The sequence below is a fragment of the Ideonella livida genome (genome assembly GCF_010499455.1).
GTDB lineage: Bacteria > Pseudomonadota > Gammaproteobacteria > Burkholderiales > Burkholderiaceae_C > Ideonella > Ideonella livida.
This window is the reverse complement of sequence record NZ_JAAGOH010000014.1, coordinates 85,577-104,854: the sequence shown is the minus strand read 5'-3', so window position 1 is coordinate 104,854 and position 19,278 is coordinate 85,577. Positions and strand designations below refer to the sequence as shown.

The 19,278-nt window shown below is 70.0% G+C and carries 13 protein-coding genes; 9 read left to right on the top strand and 4 right to left on the bottom strand.

What is annotated here, in order from left to right:
- Positions 1 to 10 precede the first annotated feature (10 nt).
- The 9 genes from G3A44_RS12945 (at position 11) to G3A44_RS12905 (ending at position 12,778) form a co-directional block, all read left to right on the top strand.
- Positions 11 to 1,483: a benzaldehyde dehydrogenase gene (locus G3A44_RS12945; RefSeq protein ID WP_163457944.1), complete on the top strand. Its 1,473-nt coding sequence runs from the start codon at positions 11 to 13 to the stop codon at positions 1,481 to 1,483.
- A gap of 132 nt (positions 1,484 to 1,615) precedes the next feature.
- Positions 1,616 to 2,389, top strand: a complete 774-nt coding sequence (locus G3A44_RS12940) for a coniferyl-alcohol dehydrogenase (RefSeq protein WP_163457943.1) — start codon at positions 1,616 to 1,618, stop codon at positions 2,387 to 2,389.
- A gap of 96 nt (positions 2,390 to 2,485) precedes the next feature.
- A complete protein-coding gene (locus G3A44_RS12935; protein ID WP_239061855.1) occupies positions 2,486 to 3,646 on the top strand; it encodes an ABC transporter substrate-binding protein in 1,161 nt (386 codons plus the stop codon).
- Positions 3,647 to 3,718: 72 nt separating this feature from the next.
- Positions 3,719 to 5,458 carry a DUF1302 domain-containing protein gene (locus G3A44_RS12930; protein ID WP_163457942.1) on the top strand — a complete coding sequence of 580 codons (1,740 nt, stop codon included), beginning with the start codon at positions 3,719 to 3,721 and terminating at the stop codon, positions 5,456 to 5,458.
- Between the two features lie 19 nt (positions 5,459 to 5,477).
- The gene (locus G3A44_RS12925) at positions 5,478 to 6,848 is read left to right on the top strand and encodes a DUF1329 domain-containing protein (RefSeq protein WP_163457941.1); all 1,371 of its coding nucleotides are present in this window, start codon (positions 5,478 to 5,480) and stop codon (positions 6,846 to 6,848) included.
- Positions 6,848 to 8,011: a YCF48-related protein gene (locus G3A44_RS12920; protein WP_163457940.1), complete on the top strand. Its 1,164-nt coding sequence runs from the start codon at positions 6,848 to 6,850 to the stop codon at positions 8,009 to 8,011. The genes G3A44_RS12925 and G3A44_RS12920 overlap by 1 nt, the downstream gene beginning before the upstream one ends.
- A 108-nt stretch (positions 8,012 to 8,119) precedes the next feature.
- Positions 8,120 to 10,579: an efflux RND transporter permease subunit gene (locus G3A44_RS12915; protein WP_163457939.1), complete on the top strand. Its 2,460-nt coding sequence runs from the start codon at positions 8,120 to 8,122 to the stop codon at positions 10,577 to 10,579.
- Entirely contained in the window at positions 10,576 to 11,754 is a 1,179-nt protein-coding gene (locus G3A44_RS12910) for an ABC transporter substrate-binding protein (protein ID WP_163457938.1), read from the top strand. Before G3A44_RS12915 ends, G3A44_RS12910 begins: the two co-directional genes overlap by 4 nt.
- Before the next feature lie 64 nt (positions 11,755 to 11,818).
- Positions 11,819 to 12,778 carry an alpha/beta hydrolase gene (locus G3A44_RS12905; RefSeq protein ID WP_163457937.1) on the top strand — a complete coding sequence of 320 codons (960 nt, stop codon included), beginning with the start codon at positions 11,819 to 11,821 and terminating at the stop codon, positions 12,776 to 12,778.
- 11 nt (positions 12,779 to 12,789) lie between these two features.
- Here G3A44_RS12905 and G3A44_RS12900 read toward each other — a convergent pair whose 3' ends face one another.
- The 4 genes from G3A44_RS12900 to G3A44_RS12885 form a co-directional block, all read right to left on the bottom strand.
- Positions 12,790 to 13,071, bottom strand: a complete 282-nt coding sequence (locus tag G3A44_RS12900) for a hypothetical protein (protein ID WP_163457936.1) — start codon at positions 13,069 to 13,071, stop codon at positions 12,790 to 12,792.
- 445 nt (positions 13,072 to 13,516) lie between these two features.
- Positions 13,517 to 17,356 (bottom strand): pilus assembly protein, encoded by a 3,840-nt coding sequence (locus G3A44_RS12895; protein WP_163457935.1) that lies wholly within the window; start codon positions 17,354 to 17,356, stop codon positions 13,517 to 13,519.
- A gap of 86 nt (positions 17,357 to 17,442) precedes the next feature.
- Positions 17,443 to 18,048, bottom strand: a complete 606-nt coding sequence (locus tag G3A44_RS12890) for a pilus assembly PilX family protein (protein ID WP_163457934.1) — start codon at positions 18,046 to 18,048, stop codon at positions 17,443 to 17,445.
- Positions 18,048 to 19,262: a PilW family protein gene (locus tag G3A44_RS12885; protein WP_163457933.1), complete on the bottom strand. Its 1,215-nt coding sequence runs from the start codon at positions 19,260 to 19,262 to the stop codon at positions 18,048 to 18,050. Before G3A44_RS12885 ends, G3A44_RS12890 begins: the two co-directional genes overlap by 1 nt.
- Positions 19,263 to 19,278: the final 16 nt, after the last annotated feature.

Genomic DNA, 19,278 nt, shown 5'->3' with positions numbered 1-19,278 from the left:
GCCTGACGACATGAGCACTTCTTCTCCTTCCTCCTTGCTGAACGCCGCGCCCTGGCCGGGCCGCTTCTTCAGCCAGGGCTGGCAGATCGGCCACGAACCCCTGACGGTGACCGAGCCGGCCACCGGCCAGACCCTTGCTACCGTGGGCCTGGCAAAGCCGGTCGACGTGGCCGCCGCCAGCGCGGCCGCCGCCACCGCCCGGCGCGCCTGGGCCGCCCTGCCGCCGCGTGAGCGGGCCGCCGTGTTCCAACGTGCGGCGCGCCTGTTCGAGCAGCACCTTGACGAACTGGCCCTGTGGGTCACCCGCGAGTCCGGCGGCATCCTGCCCAAGGGCCAGCATGAGCTGCGCGAGGCGGCGGCGTTCTGCCACCTGGCCGGCGCCCTGCCACTGCACGCCGCCGGCCAGGTGCTGCCCAGCGTGCCCGGGCGCCTGTCGCTGGCCAAACGGGTGCCGCTGGGCACGGTGGGCGTGATCTCTCCCTTCAACTTCCCGCTGATCCTGACGCTGCGGGTGGTGGCCCCGGCGCTGGCGCTGGGCAATGCCGTGGTCGTCAAGCCCGATCCCCGCACGCCCATCAGCGGCGGCCTGCTGATTGCCCGGGTGTTTGAACTGGCGGGCCTGCCGGCCGGCGTGCTGCACGTGCTGCCGGGAGGCCCTGCCGTGGGCGAAGCGCTGGTCACCGATCCCGGCGTGGCCATGATCTCCTTCACCGGCTCGGCCGGCGTCGGCCGCCGCATTGGCGAGCTGGCCGGCAAGCACCTGAAGAAGGTGTCGCTGGAACTGGGTGGCATCAACCCATTGGTGGTGCTGGAGGATGCCGACCTCGATCTGGCCGCCTCCAACGTGGCCTGGGGCGCCTGGTTGCACCAGGGCCAGATCTGCATGGAGTCCAACCGCATCCTGGTGCACGAGTCCATCGCCCCGGCTTTGAGCGAGCGCCTGGTGGTCAAGGCCCGGCACCTGCCGATGGGCAATGGTGCCACCGGCCAGGTGGCCTTAGGCCCCCTGATCGACGCCCGCCAGCGCGACCGGGTCCATGCCCAGGTCATGGGCAGCGTGGCCGCAGGCGCCCGCCTGCTGGCTGGCGGCACCTACGATGGCCTGTTCTACAGCCCCACCGTCCTGGCCGGCGTGCGCCCGGGCATGCCGACCTTTGACCACGAGACCTTCGGGCCGGTGGTGAACCTCTGCACCTTCCGCACGGACGAGGAGGCCGTGGCCCTGGCCAACCAAGGCCCTGGCGGCCTGGCCGGCGCGGTGATTTCACCCAACCTGGGGCGCGCCCTGGCCCTGGGCGAGCGCCTGCACGTGGGCATGTTGCATATCAACGACCAGACGGTGAACGACGACGCCAACAACCCCTTCGGCGGGCCCGGCATCGCCGGCAACGGCAGCTCGCACGGCGGGCCGGCTGACATCGAGCAGTTCAGCACCTGGCAGTGGGTCACGGTCAAGAACGCGCCGCCCGCCTACCCCTTCTGAACCGCGACCAGTCTTTCACCGGATGGCCCCAGGGCACCTGCCCCGTCTCCTGAGGGGCTTTGACGAAACGGGCCATCCGGTCCTTTCCAACCCCGACCGCAGACCCCCTTCCCAAACACCGAGGAACCCGCCATGAGTCAAACCCTTTTCGGCAAGACCATCGTCATCACCGGCGTCAGTTCGGGCATCGGCAGCGAGACCGCCCGCCTGATGCGCCAGCTAGGCGCCTGTGTCATCGGCATGGACCGCCAAGACCCCAGCATCACGCTGGACGGCTTCATCAAGGCAGACCTGTCGGAGCAGGCGGCCATTGATGCCGCCGTCAAGCAACTGCCCGCACGCATCGATGCCCTGTGCAACATCGCCGGTGTCCCCGGCACCGCCCCGGTCGATCTGGTGGCCCGCGTCAACTACCTGGGCCTTCGCCACCTCTGCCAGCAAATGCTGGAACGCCTGCCCCAGGGCGGAAGCATCGTCAACATCGCCTCCATCCTGGGGGCCGAATGGCCGCTGCGCCTGGACGTGCACAAGGCCCTGGCCGAGACCCCCAGCTTTGAGGCCGGCCTGGCCTGGCTGGCCCGCCACCCGGTGGCGCAGGCAACCTGCTACCAGTACTTCAAGGAGGCGCTGATCGTCTGGACAGCCGCCCAGTCCCAGCCCTGGTTCCTGACGCAGGGCGTACGCATGAATTCGGTGGCCCCGGGGCCGGTGTTCACCCCCATCCTGGGAGATTTCGTGACCATGCTGGGCGAGGAGCGGGTGCAGAAGGACGCCCACCGCATGAAGCGCCCGGCCTACGCCGACGAGGTGGCGCCGGTCATCGCCTTCCTGTGCTCGGACGCCGCGCGCTGGGTGAGCGGCGTGAACCTGCCGGTGGATGGCGGGCTGGCCGCCACCTACCTCTGAGGTCTACGACCAAGCCGCCAAGCGGCCGTGCCGCCGACGCCCTCACCGTTCGTTCATGACCCGGTCCCACGAGGCCGGGCGTCCTGGAGACCTCCTATGCCCTTGTCCTTTTCGCCGCGGCTGAGCCGCTGGCTGACCGTCTGCGCAGCGGCCGTGGCCAGCCTGGCCGCCCTGCCCGCCCGGGCCGATATCACGGTGGGCGTCACGCTCTCGACCACCGGCCCGCTGTCTTCGCTGGGGCTACCGGTGCAGGCCTCGCTGGCCTTGTGGCCCAAGACGCTGGCCGGCCAGCCGCTCAAGGTGGTAGTGCTGGACGATGGCTCGGACCCTTCTGCCGCCGTGCGCAACGCCCGCCGCCTGGTGACGGAGCAGCAGGCCGACGTGCTCCTGGGCTCCTCCGGCGTGCCCGCCGTGCTGTCCGTGGCCCAGGTGGCCACGGAGACGCGAACGGTGCAACTGGCCCTGGCACCCGCCCCCCGGCCCGGCGGCGCCCAGGACTGGACCTTTGCCCTGCCCCAGCCGGTGTCCTTGATGGCCCAGACCCTGGCCCGCCGCATGGTCGCCGACAAGGTGCACAAGGTGGCGGTGCTGGGCTGGAACGAGGCCTACGGTGAAAGCTGGGTGCAGGCCTTCGGGCCGGCCGCCCAGGCGCAGGGGCTGCAGATCATCGGCACCGAGCGTTTTGCCCCGCCCGACACCAGCGTCACCGCCCAGGTGTTGAAGGTCCTGGCCAGCCAGCCTGAGGCCGTGCTGGTGGTGGCCGCCGGCACGGGATCGGTGATGCCTCAGGCCGCGCTGCGGGAGCGGGGTTTCAAGGGCCCGATCTACCACACGCATGGCGCGGCCTCGCCCGACCTGATCCGCGTGGGCGGCAAGCTGATGGAGGGGGCGGTGCTGCCCGCCGGCCCCATGCTGGTGGCCGAGCAGTTGCCTGCCAGCCACCCCAGCCGCCCGGTGGCCCTGGCCTATGTGCAGGCCTTTGAAGGCAAACATGGCCCGGGTTCCCGCACCCAGTTTGGTGGCCATGCACATGACGCACTGCAGGTGCTGGAGCGCATCGTGCCGCTGGCGCTCAAGCAGGCGCAGCCCGGTACCGCCGCCTTCCGCCAGGCCCTGCGCCAGGCGCTGGAGAGCGAGCGCGAGATCGCGCTCTCGCACGGCGTTGTCAATTTCACGCCAACCGACCACATCGGCTTTGACGCCCGGGGTGTTGTGGTGCTGCGCATCGAGCAGGGCCAGTTCCGCCTGCAGCCCTGAGCGGCCCCCGCCCCCGTTCTCCCACAGCCCGTGGCGCAGACCACGGCTCCTTCCTCCACTGGAGACATTCCCATGCAACACCGCCGCCATGTGCTGGCAGTGGCGGCAGCGCTCGCGCTGCCCGCCGCCGGCCATGCCTTTGACATCGACACCGGTACCGATTCCGCGCTCAAGGTCCGCCTGGACCTCACGCCCAAGTACAGCGCCGCCTGGCGGCTGAAGGACCCGTCCATTGCCACCTCGGTGGACGTGACCGCCGACCCGGGCGTGCTCAACGAGGACGACGGCAACCACAACTTCAATAAGGGGCTGATCTCCAGCCGCCTGGACCTGCTGGCCGAGCTGGACGTGGCCGCGCCGGGCTGGGGCGCGCGTCTGAGCGGGGCGGGCTGGCGTGACAGCGCCTACCTGGGCCGCTCCGACTACAGCGGCGCCACCCCGTTCCGTGCCGGCCCGGCCGCCCTCGGCGCTTTCAGCACCGCCAACGGCAGCGCGGGCCAGGCCCCCGATGAGTTCCTGGCCGCCACGCGGCGCCAGCATGGTCAGGGAGGCGAGGTGTTGGACGCCTTCGTCTACGCCAAGGGCGAGGTCGGCGGCCTGCCCGGCACCGTGCGCCTGGGCAAGCACACCCTGCAGTGGGGCGAGAGCCTGTTCTTTGGTCAGAACGGCATTGCCAATGCGCAGGGGCCGGTGGACATCGCCAAGATCATGTCGGTGCCCGGCTGGCAGTTCAAGGAAGTGCTGCTGCCGGTGGAGCAGGTCTCCGGCTCACTGCAGGTCGCTGAGGGCCTGACCCTGGGCGCCTACTACCAGCTCAAGTGGCGGCCCAGCAAGATCCCTGGCGTCGGCAGCTACTTCTCCAACCAGGACTATGTGGGCACGGGCAGCGTCAACTTCGGCAACGACAGCAGTGGCGCGCCCATCGTTCTGTACCAGGACAACCAGGCCGACCTGCGGCCCAAGGACAGCGGCCAAGGCGGCGTGCAACTGCGCTGGAGCCCCATGGGCAGCGATTTCGAATTCGGCTTCTACGCCACGCAGTACCACGACAAGACGCCCGCCGTGCCGGTGTTCGACTTCGTCAACGGCAATGTGCACCTGGCCTACGCCAGCAACATCCGCACGGTGGGTGCCAGCGTCACCGCCTCGGCGGGCCAGCTGAACTGGGCGGTGGAAGGCTCGCTGCGCAGCAACGCCCCGCTCAACAGCGACCCCGCCGTGCTCGGCCTGGGCCCGGTGACGGCCTGCGGCACCGCCGGCGCCGCCCCCTGCTACGCCGTGGGCCGCACCGCCCACCTGCAGGCCTCGGGCATCTATGTGCTGCAACCCGGCCCGCTGTGGCAGGGCGGCGCGGTGCTGGCCGAGCTGGCCTACAACCGCACCGTGAAGGTGACCGAGGACCCCTTCGCCCTGGGCCCGGGCGGCACCAGCGCAGGCCTGGGCGGCCTGGACCCGAACACCACCAAGGGCGCCTTCGCCTTCCGCATGCTGTTCGAGCCGCAGTACTTCCAGGTGCTGCCGGGCGTGGACCTCTCCCTGCCCATGGGCCTGGGCTACAACTTTGGCGGCCGCTCCTCGGCCATCGCCAACTTTGCCGGCGGCGCCAGCAACGCCGGGGACGTGAGCCTGGGCGTCAAGGCCAAGGTGGACAACGTCTGGAACACCAGCCTCACCTGGACCGACTACTTCGGCCGGCCCGGCACCTTCACGGAGACCCTGGTTCCGGGCAGCGGCAGCCCGCGCCAACTGACTTTTGCCCAGACCCTCAAGGACCGCAGCTACGTGGCCCTCGCGGTCTCGCGCACCTTCTGATCCACACGGAGACTCTCTCATGCAACGCAAGCATTTCCTGGCCCGGGCACTGGCCGCTGCCCTGGCCTGCGGGCTGGGTGCCACCGCGCCCGCCCGCGCCGCGGTCAGCGCCGACGAGGCCGCCAAGCTCAAGACCACCCTCACCCCGATGGGCGCAGAGCGCGCCGGCAACAAGGACGGCAGCATCCCCGCCTGGACCGGCGGGCTGACCCAGGCCCCAGCGGGGTACAAGCCCGGTGACCACCGCGCCGACCCCTATCCCGGCGACAAGCCGGTGCTGACCATCAGCGCGCAGAACATGGCACAGCACGACGCCCGGCTGAGCGACGGCGTCAAGGCGCTGATGAAGAAGCATCCGGACTTCCGCATCGAGGTCTATCCCGCCCGCCGCAGCGCCGCCGCACCGCAGTGGGTCTACGACAACACCTTCAAGAACGCCACCCGCGCCAAGCTGGCCGGAGGCGGGCACGGCACCGAAGGCGCCTACGGCGGCGTGCCCTTCCCCATCCCCAAGGACGCCTACGAGGTGTTCCAGAACCACCGCCTGGCCTGGACCGGCACCCATGTGCAAGCCCCCGTGCGGGTGTGGGTGGTGACGGGGGACGGCAAGCGCACCATGGCCTCGGGCGGCACCCAAACCCTGTCCAAGCCCTACTACCTGCCCGATGGCAGCCTGGAGCAGTTCGACGGCTACTACTCGCTGGGCAAGTTCCTGGCCAGCGAACCCGGTTCCAAGGCCGGCGAGGCCATCTTGGCCCATGACCCCATCAACGCCAGCCAGCCGCGTGGCCTGTGGCAATACCTGGTGGGCCAGCGCCGAGTGCGCAAGGCACCGTCGGTGGCCTACGACACGCCCGACTCGGTGACCTCGGGCATCGGCCTGTTCGACGAGGCCTTCATGCTCTTCGGCCCCATCGACAAGCACGAGTTGAAGCTGGTGGGCAAGAAGGAACTCTACATCCCCTACAACAACAACCGCGCCGCCCTGGCCCCGGTGGCCGATCTGGTGACCCCGGGCACCCTGAACCCCAAGTTCGTGCGCTGGGAACTGCACCGGGTGTGGGAGGTGGAGGCCACGCTGGCCGCAGGCAAGCGCCATGTGGTGCCCAAGCGCAAGTACTACCTGGACGAGGACACCTGGCAGATCATCCTCATGGACGGCTGGGACGCCAAGGGTGAGCTGTGGCGCACCAACTTCACCCTCGCCCTGACCGCGCCGGACATTCCGGCCGTGGTGGGCAATATGTTCTGGGGCGGCTACGACCTGCAGACCGGCGCCTACTACCTGAACATGGCCTCCAACGAGCTGAAGGCACAGTACCAGGTAGTGCCGCCGCTGCCGCGCAGCTTCTTCAGCCCCGAGGCCCTGGCCAACGAGGGAGCACGCTGATGTCCCCGGCCGTGACGCAGCCCGGGTGGCACCGGCGGCGCCTGCTGGCGGCGCTGGCCACCGGACCGATGCTGGTGGACCGCGCCCCGGCCCGGGGTCAGCCCCTCAGCCCCACCCCTGGGCCGGCGGCCCCGCGCCCGGAGGTGCTGGACCGGCCGGCGCTGGCCAGTCTCCGGGCGCTGCAAGCCACGCTGCTGGCGGTATCCCGCGCAGGCGACGGCAACGCCCCCCGCCTGGTGGCCGTGGGCGAACGCGGCACCGTGCTGCTCTCAGACGACGGTGGGCGGGCCTGGCGCCAGGCGGCCCAGGTCCCGGTGCAGGTCACCCTGACCGGGGTGCGCTTTGCCAACGCCCGCCAGGGATGGGCCGTGGGCCACTTGGGGGTGATCCTGCGCACCGAAGACAGCGGCGAGCACTGGATCCGCCAGCTCGACGGCCTGCAGGCCGCCGCCGCCTGCGCCGAGGCCGCCACTCGGGTGGGTGACGAACGCCTGGCCCGCCAGCTCCAGCGCCTGGGCGAGGAAGGGCCGGACAAGCCATTCTTTGACATCGCCTGCCGCGACGCCCGCACCGCCTGGGCCGTGGGCGCCTACGGCCTGGCCTTTGTCACCCACGACGGCGGCCAGCGTTGGCAGCCCCTCACGCCCGCGCTGGACAACCCGCGCAGCCTGCACCTGTATGGCGTGTTGCCGCCGGGGCCGGCCACCGGCGGCCGCCTGCTGGTGGTGGGTGAACAAGGCCTGGTGCTGCGCGGCGACTCCGGCGCCGCCGAGAGCGAGCGCCTGAGCGCCCAAGCCAGCGGCAGCCGCGCCACCCTGTTTGGTGTGGTGGCCGCCCCCAGCGGTGGCCTGCTGGCCCACGGCCTGCGCGGCACCCTGCTGCGCTCGGACGACGGTGGCCAGCGCTGGCAGGCCCAAGACAGCGGCGTGTCCGCCAGCCTGGCTGCTGCCGCGCCCCTGCCCGACGGGCGGGTGGCCGTGCTGGCGCAAAGCGGTGAGCTGCTGCTGGTCCCAGCGCCGGGCGTGCCGGGCCAGCCGCTGCAGCGCCGGCCAGCACCGCCGGGCAGCCTGCCAGCGGCCGGCCTGAGCTGGAGCCAGGGAACGGACGGCACGGCCCTGGTGGTGGCCGGCCTGCGCGGGCTGCGCCGCCAAAGCCTGGCCTGAGAGGCTGAGCGACTTTCACCCATGCCCCCTTGAGCCCGGCGCGCCCTGCAGCGCCGCCGGGCCTGCTTGACCCTTGCCCCCACGGCGCCCCGGGTGCCGTCCCCTGCCATGCACGCTGACACCTCCCTGGACCACCAACCGGTCATCCCCCGACTGGAGGATTTCGACCCCCGCTCCGGCTCCCTGCTGGAGCGGGCGGTGTTCAACCACCGGCCCTGGGTGATCGCCCTGAGCCTGCTGGCCACGCTGCTGCTGGGCTGGCAGGCCCTGCGGCTGCCGCTCAACGCCAGCTTTGACAAGACCCTGCCGGGCCGGCATCCGTACATCACGAACTACCAGGCTCACCGGGCCGATCTGGCCGGCCAGGGCAACGCCCTGCGCATCGTGCTGGCGACCGCGGAGGGGGACATATTCAGTCCCCGCTACCTGGACACCCTGCGCCAGCTCAGCGACGAGGTGTTCCTGCTGCCCGGCGTGGACAGGCCCTTCATGAAGTCGCTCTGGACCGCCAACACCCGCTGGGTGGCCGTCACCGAAGAGGGCCTGGACGGCGACACCGTGATGGGCGACGGCTACGACGGCAGTGCGGCCGCGCTCGCCCAGGTGCGGCTGAACGTGGAGCGCTCCGGTGAGATCGGCCAGCTGGTGGCGGCGGATTTCCAGTCCAGCATCGTCTACGTGCCTTTGCTGGACAAGGACCCGCGCACGGGCCAAGCCCTGGACTACGGCGCCCTCTCCCGCCAGGTGGAGGCGCTGCGCGCCAAGTACCAGCAGGGGCCGCTGCAGGTGCATGTGACCGGTTTTGCGAAGGTGGCCGGGGACTTGATAGAGGGCGTGCAGCAGGTGATGCTGTTCTTTGGCGTGGCGCTGCTGATCTGCGCGGGCGTGCTCTACGGCTACACCCGCTGCGCTCGCAGCACGGTGCTGGTGGTGGCCTGTTCGGTGGTGGCAGTGGTCTGGCAGGCGGGCCTGCTGGCCCTGCTGGGCTATGGGCTGGACCCGTATTCGGTGCTGGTGCCCTTCTTGGTGTTCGCCATCGGCATGAGCCATGGCGCCCAGAAGATGAACGGCATCATGCAGGACATCGGCCGCGGCACCCACCGGGTGGTGGCCGCGCGATACACCTTCCGCCGCCTGATCGTGGCCGGCGTCACCGCCCTACTATGCGACGCCGTGGGCTTTGCGGTGCTGGCCATCATCCCCATTCCGGTCATCCAAGACTTGGCGGTGGTGGCCAGCCTGGGTGTGGCAGTGCTGATCTTCACCAACCTGGTGCTGCTGCCCATCCTGCTGAGCCACCTGGGCGTAAGCCCGGCGGCCGCACGGCGCAGCCTGCAGCAGGAGGCGCGAGACCTGGCCCAGCCCGAAGCCACCTTCACCGCCCGGCGCGGCCAAGGCCTGTGGGGGGGGCTGTCGCGCTTCACGCAGACTCGACCGGCGGCCTGGGCGCTGGTGGTGAGCGCGCTGCTGGCCGCAGGCGGCTACGCGGCCAGCCTGAAACTGCAGATCGGCGACCTGGACCCTGGCGCCCCCGAGCTGCGCCCGGACAGTCGCTACAACCGAGACAACGCCTACCTGGCCCGGCACTACGCCGCCAGCAGCGACATCCTGGTGGTGATGATCACCACACCCGAGGACCAGTGCACCCGCTACGACACCTTGGCCAGGTTGGATCGCCTGAGCGCCGCCCTGGTGCAGTTGCCAGGGGTGGAATCCACCCAGTCCATGGCCCAGCTCTCCAAGCAGGCCATGGTGGGCTACAACGAAGGCCAGCTCAAATGGGGCGACCTGTTCCCCAATGCCGCCGCGCTGGGCGGGGTGCAGAGCCGTGCACCGCGTGAGCTGTTCAACCAGGGCTGCAGCTTCCTGTCGCTCTACGTGTACCTGCAGGACCACAAGGCGGCCACGCTGAGCCGCGTGGTTGAGGCCGTGGAGGCCTTTGCTGCGGCGCATCCGGTGGCCGATGAGCGTCTGCTGCTGGCTGCCGGTTCCGCCGGTTTTGACGCGGCCACCAACATCGTCGTCAAGCAGGCCATGCGCGAGATGCTGTGGTGGGTATACGGCGCGGTGGTGCTGCTGTGCTTTGCCACCTTCCGCTCCTGGCGCGCGGTGGTGTGTGCGGTGCTGCCGCTGGTGCTCACCAGCGTGCTGTGCGAGGCGCTGATGGTGGGCCTGGGCATGGGCGTGAAGGTGGCCACGCTGCCGGTGATCGCGCTGGGCGTAGGCATCGGCGTGGACTACGCGCTCTATGTGCTCTCGGTCATGCTGGCCCGGCTGCGCCTGGGGGACTCGCTGCAGTCGGCCTATCTGCATGCGCTGCAGTTCACCGGGCGGGTGGTGCTGCTCACTGGCCTGACCCTGGCGCTGGCCGTGGGCACCTGGGCCTTCTCGCCCATCAAGTTCCAGGCCGACATGGGCATCCTGCTGGCCTTCATGTTCGTCTGGAACATGGTGGGCGCCCTGGTGTTGCTGCCGGCGCTGGCGCGCTGGCTGCTCCAACCGGCGGCACGTCCGGCCCCCACCCCGCCCGCCGCCCACGTGGCCACCCGCCCGATGGAGCTGGCATGAGCATGCCGCGCCGCCGGGGGGGCGCCGAAGTGTGCCGCGGCGTGCTGGCCTGGCTCCTGGCCACCGGCACGGTAGCTGCAACGGCGCAGCAGGGCGCCGGCATGCCCTGGCTGCTGGGCCAGTCCCTGCCGCTGAGCGGCCCGGGCTATGCCACCGCCAAGCGGGTGCAGGCCGGAGCCCAGGCCTGGTTGGCGCGGCTCAACGCCCAGGGCGGCGTGCAGGGCCGGCCGGTGGAACTGCTCACCCTGGACGACGGCGGAGACCCCCAGCGCACCGCCGCCAACGTGCGCCGGCTGGCCCGCGACGGTGCGCTGGCAGTGCTCAATTGCCAAGGCGAGCGGGCCTGCGGTGCGGCGGCACAGGCGACCCGCGAGGTGGGGCTGCCACTGCTAGGTCCGTACTCGGGGGCCTTGGCCCTGCGCCAGGGGGACGGCGCACAGGTGCTGCCGCTGCGGGCCGACGACGGCCGTGAGATCGACGCCCTGCTTCACCAACTGCAGGGCATGGCCGTGCGCCAGGTGGCCCTGCTGGGGGACGGCAGCGAGCCCGCCCGAGAGCGCCTGCTGGCCGAGCGCCTAGGCCATGCAGCCCTGCTGGCCGTGCACTGGTCTTTGCCCCAGGCCGACGCCACGGCACTGGTCCAAGTGCAACAGGCGCTCCAGGCACGCCAAGGCGCAGGGCAGGCGCCGCTGCAAGCCTTGGTGCTCTGTCTGGGCTGGGACAGCCTGGACCTGCTGGACCGCGAACGCTTTGGGCTGGCGCCCGGGGTGCCAGCCGTGGTGACCAGCTTGTCCACCGCAGGGCTCACCCAGTTGTTGGCGGTGTTCCGCAACCAGATGGTGGGGTTCACCAGCGTGCTGCCCAACCCCGACATCTCGCGGCTGCCGCTGGTGCTGGACCTGCAGCGCGACGCCGAAGCCTATGTGGGCCCGGAGGCCCTCAACCTCGACGGCTTGGCGGCCTATCTGCACCTGCGCGTGGCCACCGAGGCCCTGGCCCGCATGCCACGCAGCGGCCCGGCGGCGGGCGCCCCGGCCCAGGCGTTCTGGCAGGCCTTGCAGGGACTGGCCGGCACCACCGTGGGCGGCTGGCGGCTGAATTTCGGTCCCGGCACGCCGGGCGCTTCGGGCGTGGAAATCGTGCTGCGGGGCCGCGATGGCCGCCTGCGGCGCTGAGCCTGCCCGCCGCGCGCGGGCCATTGCACCGTTCATTTCTTGCACTTCCTGAGGAGACGACGCCATGCTTGATCTTGATGTCCGCCAAATGCTTGCCCCTCTGCAGGCGGCCCAGGTGCCAGATTTGGCCGACCTGCCGCCCGAAGGTGCCCGCGCCCTGTACCGCCAGATCATGGCCGCCCACGGCCCGGGGCCGGACGCCTCGGAGGTGCAGACCCAGGTGCTCCATGCTCCGGGAGATGGGGGGCCGCTGGAGGTGCGGCTGTACCGGCCCGCCCAGGCCCCGGCAGCGGTACTGCCTGTGGTGCTGTTCCTGCATGGCGGGGGTTACAGCGTGGGGGACCTGGAGGGTTACGACCCCATCTGCCGGCAACTGTGTGTGGACAGCGGCGCTGCCGTGGCCACCGTAGCCTACCGCCTGGCCCCCGAGCATCCCATGCCCGCCGGCATGGCCGATGCCTGGGCCACGCTGCTGTGGTTGCACGGCGGCTGTCCCGCGCTGGGCCTGGACCCCGAGCGCATCGCCGTGGCTGGCGACAGCGCCGGCGCCGCGATGGCGGCGGTGCTGGCCCTCCTGGCCCGCGACTCGGGTGGCCCCGTGCTGCGCGGCCAGGCCTTGCTGTATCCGCCCGCCGCCGGGGGCCATGCCGAGGGGCCGCAGGGGCCGTTCTTGTCCCACCAACGCCATGCCCTGGGGCCCACCCTGACGGCACGCACCATGCAGCGCTTCAACGCCTGGACCTATGGCGAGGCGGGCCGAGCGGCCTCCTGGCGCGAGGCCGCTCCCTTGCTGGCCCCGGATTTTTCCGGTCTGCCGCCGGCCTTGATGATGCTGGCCGGGCTGGACACCTTGCATGACGAGGGACATGCCTTGGCTGCTGCGCTGCTGGCCGCCGGCAGCCCGGTGACGCTGGTGGACTACGCCACGCTGCCTCACGGCTTTCTCAGCATGGCCGGCCCGGTGCCGGCGGCCCGGCTGGCGCAGCGCCAGCTCGGGCTGTGGTTGGCCGAACGTTTGCGCTGAGCGGCGATCCCTCAGCGCGCCACCGGATAGGCCCGTTCGGGTTCAGGTAAAGGGCCACGGCCGAACCAGACGGTCTTGACCGAGGCCACATCCCGTCCGTCACGGCGGGCAGGCACATGAGGGGTGTCGCGCAGCAGCTGGGCCAGGGCCTGCGCAAAGGCTTCATCCCCGGGCTGCACACGCAGCACCTCCACCGACTCCACCACCCCCAGTGCCGAGATCTGCAGCCGCAGCTGGAGCCCTGCACCGCTGAAGGCCAGGCCTTCCAGCCGCTCCAGCGTCAGACCGGTCACAGGCAGGGCAGGACGGTCGGGCGCCGTGGGTAAGGGGGAAACGACGCGCTCATCAGCTTGGTCAGGCCGCGCCTCGCGTGGGTCTGCCAAGTCCGCCAGGGGGACGGCCGCTGTGGGTTCAGGTGAAGCCGGGGCTGCCGGCCTGTCGGGCAAGGCGGACGGCGCCTGCGGGGCCGCGGCGGGCGGAAGCTGTGGCACCACCGCCGCTGCAGCCACTGGCAACGGGGGGGGGCCGTTGGTCTGCGCCACCACCCAGAGCAGCGCTGCGCGCGGCGGCGCGGAGGACGGCGGTGACAGGCGGGCGGCGGGGGTGTCCAGCGCCTGCACCAGGCCCCACACCAAGCCCGCGTGCAGGCCCAGCACCGCCACGCTGGCGGCCCACCGGCCGGAGCCACCCGGGATACGGGCCGGGCCCTCCCCTGGCAGGCCACCTCCCCCCGGTCGGTCAACGCACGGTGGAGATCTCACGCCAATCCAGGCGGTGCAGGCTGGTGGCTCCCGTGCCCAGGGCCAGGGTCAGCACGTTGCCAGCGCTGTCGCCGTAGTTGAGCTGCACCTGCCCGTCGACCTTGATCATCGTGATGTCGGTGGCCAGGCCGGCGGTGTCTTCCTTGTACTCCAGGGTGCCACCGGAGCTGCTGGCAGGGTCCAGCAGGACCGACTTGCCGGTGGCAAATGCCGCGGCGTAGGAGCGGCTGGTGCCGGAGAGCGAACAGACGTCGCCCAACGGGGTGTTGGTGGCAAAGGCGACGATGCCGTTGTAGACGTCGCCGTCCACATCGGTCACGCCAGTCACGTTGTAGTACCAGCCCATGGCGGACACCGGGTTTGTGGTGTCCAGACCGGACTGCAGACTGCTGACCTGGGTGAGCTGGCTGCGGGTGAGCGGATAGGTGTAGCCGCTGGGCAGGGTGCTGGCGGTGTAGAACCCGCCGGTGGCATCGGTCCCGTCCACCAGGGCGAAAAAGCTGTGCGTGCCCTCCTTGGCCTTACGCACGTCCTGCGCTGACAGCAGCTGGCCGGTGCCCAGCATCACATAGCGCTTGCGTGTGGACGGGTCGCCAGCCACCAGGGGCATGGCGGTGATGGGCAGGGCATCGCCGTTGGCATCCGTCAGCCGCGCCAGCAGCAGCGGCGAGGGATAACTGCCGGTGGTGCCGGTGAGGTCGAAGCGCCAGACGTTGCCGCGCAGGTCGCCGGCGTAGACTGCGTCGGCGGTGTAGTCGCCCGCCTCGGGGATGAAGGCCCGCAGCGACGCCATGTTCAAGGGGGCGCCGGTGCTGCCTTCGGTGGTGGCGATGGCCTCCAGCAGGGCCCCTGTGCGGGGGTTCACCAGAAAGAGGTAGCCCACGCCGTCGCTGTTGTTGTAGCCCGAACTCAGCAGCACCACCCAGCCGTACTTGGCGGTCTTGACCACGTGGGGCACGCCAAAGCTGTAGCCCATGCGGCTGTCGGTGAACTCCCAGAGCACCTTGCCGGCGACCGCGGATTCCGAGGTCCAGCTCGCCGGGTTGGTGACGTCGATGGCGTAGTAGCCGCGGCCGCCCTTGCCCAGCCCGCCGACCAGCACGGTGCGCCAGTTCGGGCTCGTGCCGCTGCTGCCTTGGGTCTGGGTCATGTCCAGGTCAAAAGCCACAGGCGTGCTGTCCACGTAGTAGCGGTGGCTGTAGGTGGGGTTGCCCAGGGCCGCCAGGCCAGCCGTGGCGAAATAGCGGTCAGAGGTGGCGGCGGCGTCGCCGTAGGTGAAGCTGGGGATGTAGGCGAACAGCTCCTTGCCCTTGTCGCTGCCGCTGGTGCTGCCGTTGAAGGCGTGCAGCATGCCGTCGTTGGCGCCGGCGTAGACCACCGGCTGGCGGTTGGCATAGGTGGCACGGAAGCTGGAGTAGCCCGGGTTGTAGGCGTCGGTGTAGGGGTAGCTGGGGGTTCCCACGGCCGTCAGCTTGGAGTTGACGATGTCACCCAGGCGGTAGGAGCGGCTGCGGAAGACCCCGCCGCTGTCCACCTCCTGCGCATGGTCGCCCCGCAGATAGGCCACGAAATTGGAGGCCGATTGCGAGCTGGCGCTCACCCCAGGCACCGAGGAGAAGGAGGAGAACAGCGTGCGGGCATGCAGGGTGCTGGACGTCAAGCTGGCATAGGTGAAGGGCAGCGCCGCGCCGGTGGCGGTGCAGCAGGTCACGATCTTGCGCTGTGCCGTTGTCATGCCCTCCAGCACGGCCTGGGCATCCCACACCGCGGTCAGCGTGGCCTCGCCACTGCTGTCGTAGGTGACGGTGGAACCCACCACATTGCCGGACCAGGTGTTCGGGTCGTAGCTGGAGGCGTAGCTGGCGCTGCCGGTGCTGGCACTGCGCCGGGTGCTGGCGGAGTAGGCGGTGGTGGTGGCGGTCGAGGTCTCGGCCGCAATCTTGGCGAAGGCGGCGGTCAGCCCGGCCTTCATCTTGTCGGCCTGGTTGGCCGCGAAGTAATTGTCCGGCCGCCGGTTGGAGCCCACCGTGTCGGACGTGGTGGCCCAGGCGCTGGTAGGCAAGGTGGAGGTGTCGTTGCTGCTGCTGTAGGGGTCAAAGCCGCTGGGCACGGTGAACCCGCCGTACTTGGTGGCCAGCCAGTACTGGTTCTTGGGGGAATAGCCGCTCTCCCACACGTCCAGCCAGTAGGTGCTGACCGTCTGGTTGCCGCTCAGGTCACTGCGCTGGTCCACGGTGTGGGCGTCGTAGGCCAGGCCGGCGATGTAATAGGTGCCGTTGCTGACCCGGGTGCTCTCGAGCGAGGTGATGCCCTCGAGCTTGCCCACCATGGCGGTGGCCTTGGCCACATCCACCGTGGTGTCACCGCTCACCTCGGTGGGCAGCGTTGGCTCAGAGGAATTGCGCAGGGTGGTGCCAGGCAGGTTGGCGTCGTAGTTGGTGTTGGTGTCGCCGATGCCCAGGATGAAGTTCTTTTGGCAGGAATAGAGGATGGGGTCATCCCAGGTCTTGATGACCGGTGAGCCATCGGCATAGGCCGCGGTGGAGCTGCCCAGGGCCGCGTAGTAGGACGGCACATTGCCTTGGTGCTTGAGGTAGCGCAGGGCCGTGTAGTAGAGCTCGCCGACCGGGTCGTAGGTCTTGTAGGTCTTGGCGGCGTTACCGAATCGGTTGAGGTAATTGACCACCCCGCTGGACGTCACCGTACCGCTGGGGAGCGAAAAATCCGACTCGGTCTGTGAGGCGTCAGCGCTGTCCGGCTGGGTCGCAAAGATGCCGGTGGTGGCACTCCATTCCGCAGCAGCGTTGGTGATGGCCGTGGAGCCCGGAACGGGCTGCATAGGACCCACGTACTTCATGCGGGCCCGCAGCACGCCCCCATCGATGAGCTTGTTGGGGTTCACGAGGTCACCGTAGGTCAGGTAGCCCAGCGCCCCGAAACGCAACTTGTCGGCATAAGCCTGGATCAGGCCCTCCGGCTTGTAGTTGCTCCCGTAGGCCGTGCAGTTGGACTCCACACCCACGCTGCTGTCGCAGACCTTGATGCGCACGTAGACCTTGTAGGCCACGCTGGCGCTGGCCGTGCCGCCCGCCGCGCTCTGGTTGTTGTAGTCGATGACATTGACACCGTCGCTGTTGACCGTGTTCGAGGTCGAGGTGTGCATCAGGTAGCCCACCGAGCCTGGCATTGCGCCGGCATCGGCATCAACTGCCGACACCAGGATCGCATTGCCCATCTGCCAGGATTTGGAGTTGAGCCGGCCCCAGGAAAATGGACTGGCGCCCCCGACATGGCCGGCCCCCTGCAGGAACTTCAGCGGTGAGTTGGCGGTGTTCTTGTACGTGCTGAAGTTGTAAGCCTTCTCCAGGATGGTCTGGGTGGTGGTGTCCACCGCCCGGTAGCCGCCCGAGAGCACCATGCGGAACGTGTCCAGCGCCCCCATGGTGAGCCAGTTCATGAAGTTGCCGCTCCACAGGGGCGAACTGGCGCTGGAGCTGCAGGTGTGGCTGCTGGCCGCCCCATGGGGTGTGAAGTAGCTCTGCGCCGGCGTGGTGTCGTTGTAGACGTAGCGGTAACACTTGCCGGGATCGAAGTAGCCGATGTAGGTGTTGCCGGCGCTGTAGTTGTTGGTGCCGCTGTACGCCGCCGACAGCGCGGTCGGGAACTCCACCGACAAGGCCAGGGCCACGTTGCCCGGCACGGTGGCGGTGGTGAAGAAGGGTTCGTCAGCCAGGGTGACAGCATCGGCAACGCCCGCCAGCAGCAGCAGGGGCAAAGGCAGCAGGCGCAGGCGGAAACCGGCGGACGAGATCGGCATGAGGCGCGGTGAGGGCATGGGATGACAGGCGGTCAGCGCGTGCAGGAGGTGGAGGGAAGCGGGGCGTTAGCCCAGCCCGAGGGAATTCACAGGGCCACCAGGCTCTGGAAGAAGGCCTGCGTGTTGCGCGGGCCGTCGACCCGCACTGAGATGCGGTAGGTGGCGGTCGAGCAGGTCAGCACCTCGCCGCCGGCCTTGCCGCTGCTCTGCGTGCTGCTGGTGCCGCAAGGCACCTCCTGCAACACGCACTGCGCGGCAGTGGCGGAGCCGGTGGCGTTACACATCCGGTCGATGACGGTGCGCACGGTGACGCCGGCGACAGTGCTGGAAATGTCCGTGCCGCTGAAGTTCGCGGCGGTCCACGCCGCATCGCTCAGCAGCACCTGCGGCACGCCGTCAGACGAGCTGGCCAGCAAGGTGGCGGAATAGTTGGCGGTGCTCAGGTGGGCCTGTCGGGCCGCCACGGAGGACAAGTCCCCGGTCTTGAGCAGCGCCACGGCCGCGGCGATGCCGCGCTCGCCCTGGTTCTTGAGATCCCGCCGGAAGGCCAGCTGGCCGGCCAGGGTGACGGCGGCATCGGACGACCGCATCAGCGAAACACCGCCGGCCAGCAGCACCATCAACGCGATGAGCACGATGATCAGGGTGACACCCCGCTGACGCGCGGGGCGCGAGGTTGGGCTGCGGCGCATCATGACACCCCCACCGGGTTGCGCAGCACCACCGTGGTTTCCACCACGCGGTAGCGGTAATGGCGCTCCGCCGCGTCCAGCGTGCGCAGCAGGTTCAACCCGACCGGCTCCAGGTCCGCGAACAGATGGAGGCTGTCGGCGCTCTGCACGGTCTTTTCCGGCTGCAGGCTGCGCAGCACCAGGGCCACCCGGATGGCCTTGATCCGCTTGAAGATGGCCGGCAGCCCGGTGGTGCCGGCCACCAGACCCGAAGCGGCGTAGGTGCCGCTGCTCGGCGAGGCCCACGCGTCGATGCGGCCGTCGTCATCGTTGTCCACCCCGTAAACGGCATGCATGGCGTAGACACCGGCGGCCAAGGCTCGCAGGGCCCGGTCCTGCCCGTCGGTCTGCAGCAGGTCGTAGGCAAAGAGCGTCTGCTCGGCCCCCACCCCCAGCACCAGGAACTGCGGGCTCGTGCCAGCGGCCGGCACCCCCAAGGGCAGGACCTGGGTCTTGTCGCCCAGCCCGGCCAGACTCAGACCGCCGACCGTGGCCGCATGGAAATCCCCACCCAGCGGCAGGCTGGTGGCCGGTGGCCCCGCAAAGGTGCTGGCCACCTGGCTGACGGCACAGCTGGCCGCCACCGGGTCGTGCAGCAGCAGCAGCTCGTTGGCATGGAAGGTGAGGGTCTGCGGCACGCTCAACGCGGTCCCGGGCGCTGCCGTCACCGAGGTGGCCACCCCACCCGCTGCCGCCGTGCCAGACATCAGCAGCAGGGCATCGGACGGACGCGAGGCATCCGGGTGGGCAGTGGCGCCGGGCAGGATGAGCACCGGGGCCAGCAGGAACTGTCCGCTGCCATCCGGATCCACGTTCTCGAAGGGCGCCGGCAAGGCGGCAGACAAGGGCAGCGTCTGGCCGCTGGTGGCCTTGGCATGCAGCACACAGCCATAGCCCGTCCCGGCCACCGCGGTGAAGCCGCTGCCTGCACTGCGGGCCAGCGTGTCGATCTGGTAGAGCGCCAGTGCACCAGCCTGCTCCAGGTCGTTGAGCCGGGTGGTCACCCGTTTACGGCCTTCGGCCTCGACCAGCACGCCGAGCACGGCCACGCTCACCAGCGCGCCCACGGCCAGGGCCACCATCAACTCCACCAGCGACAGCCCGCGCGCTCCGCGGCCGCGGGGCTGGCGCCGCGCGAAGGGCCGCACCGTTGGCGTTGTTCTCAAGTCCTTCATGGATGACAGGTTCTTC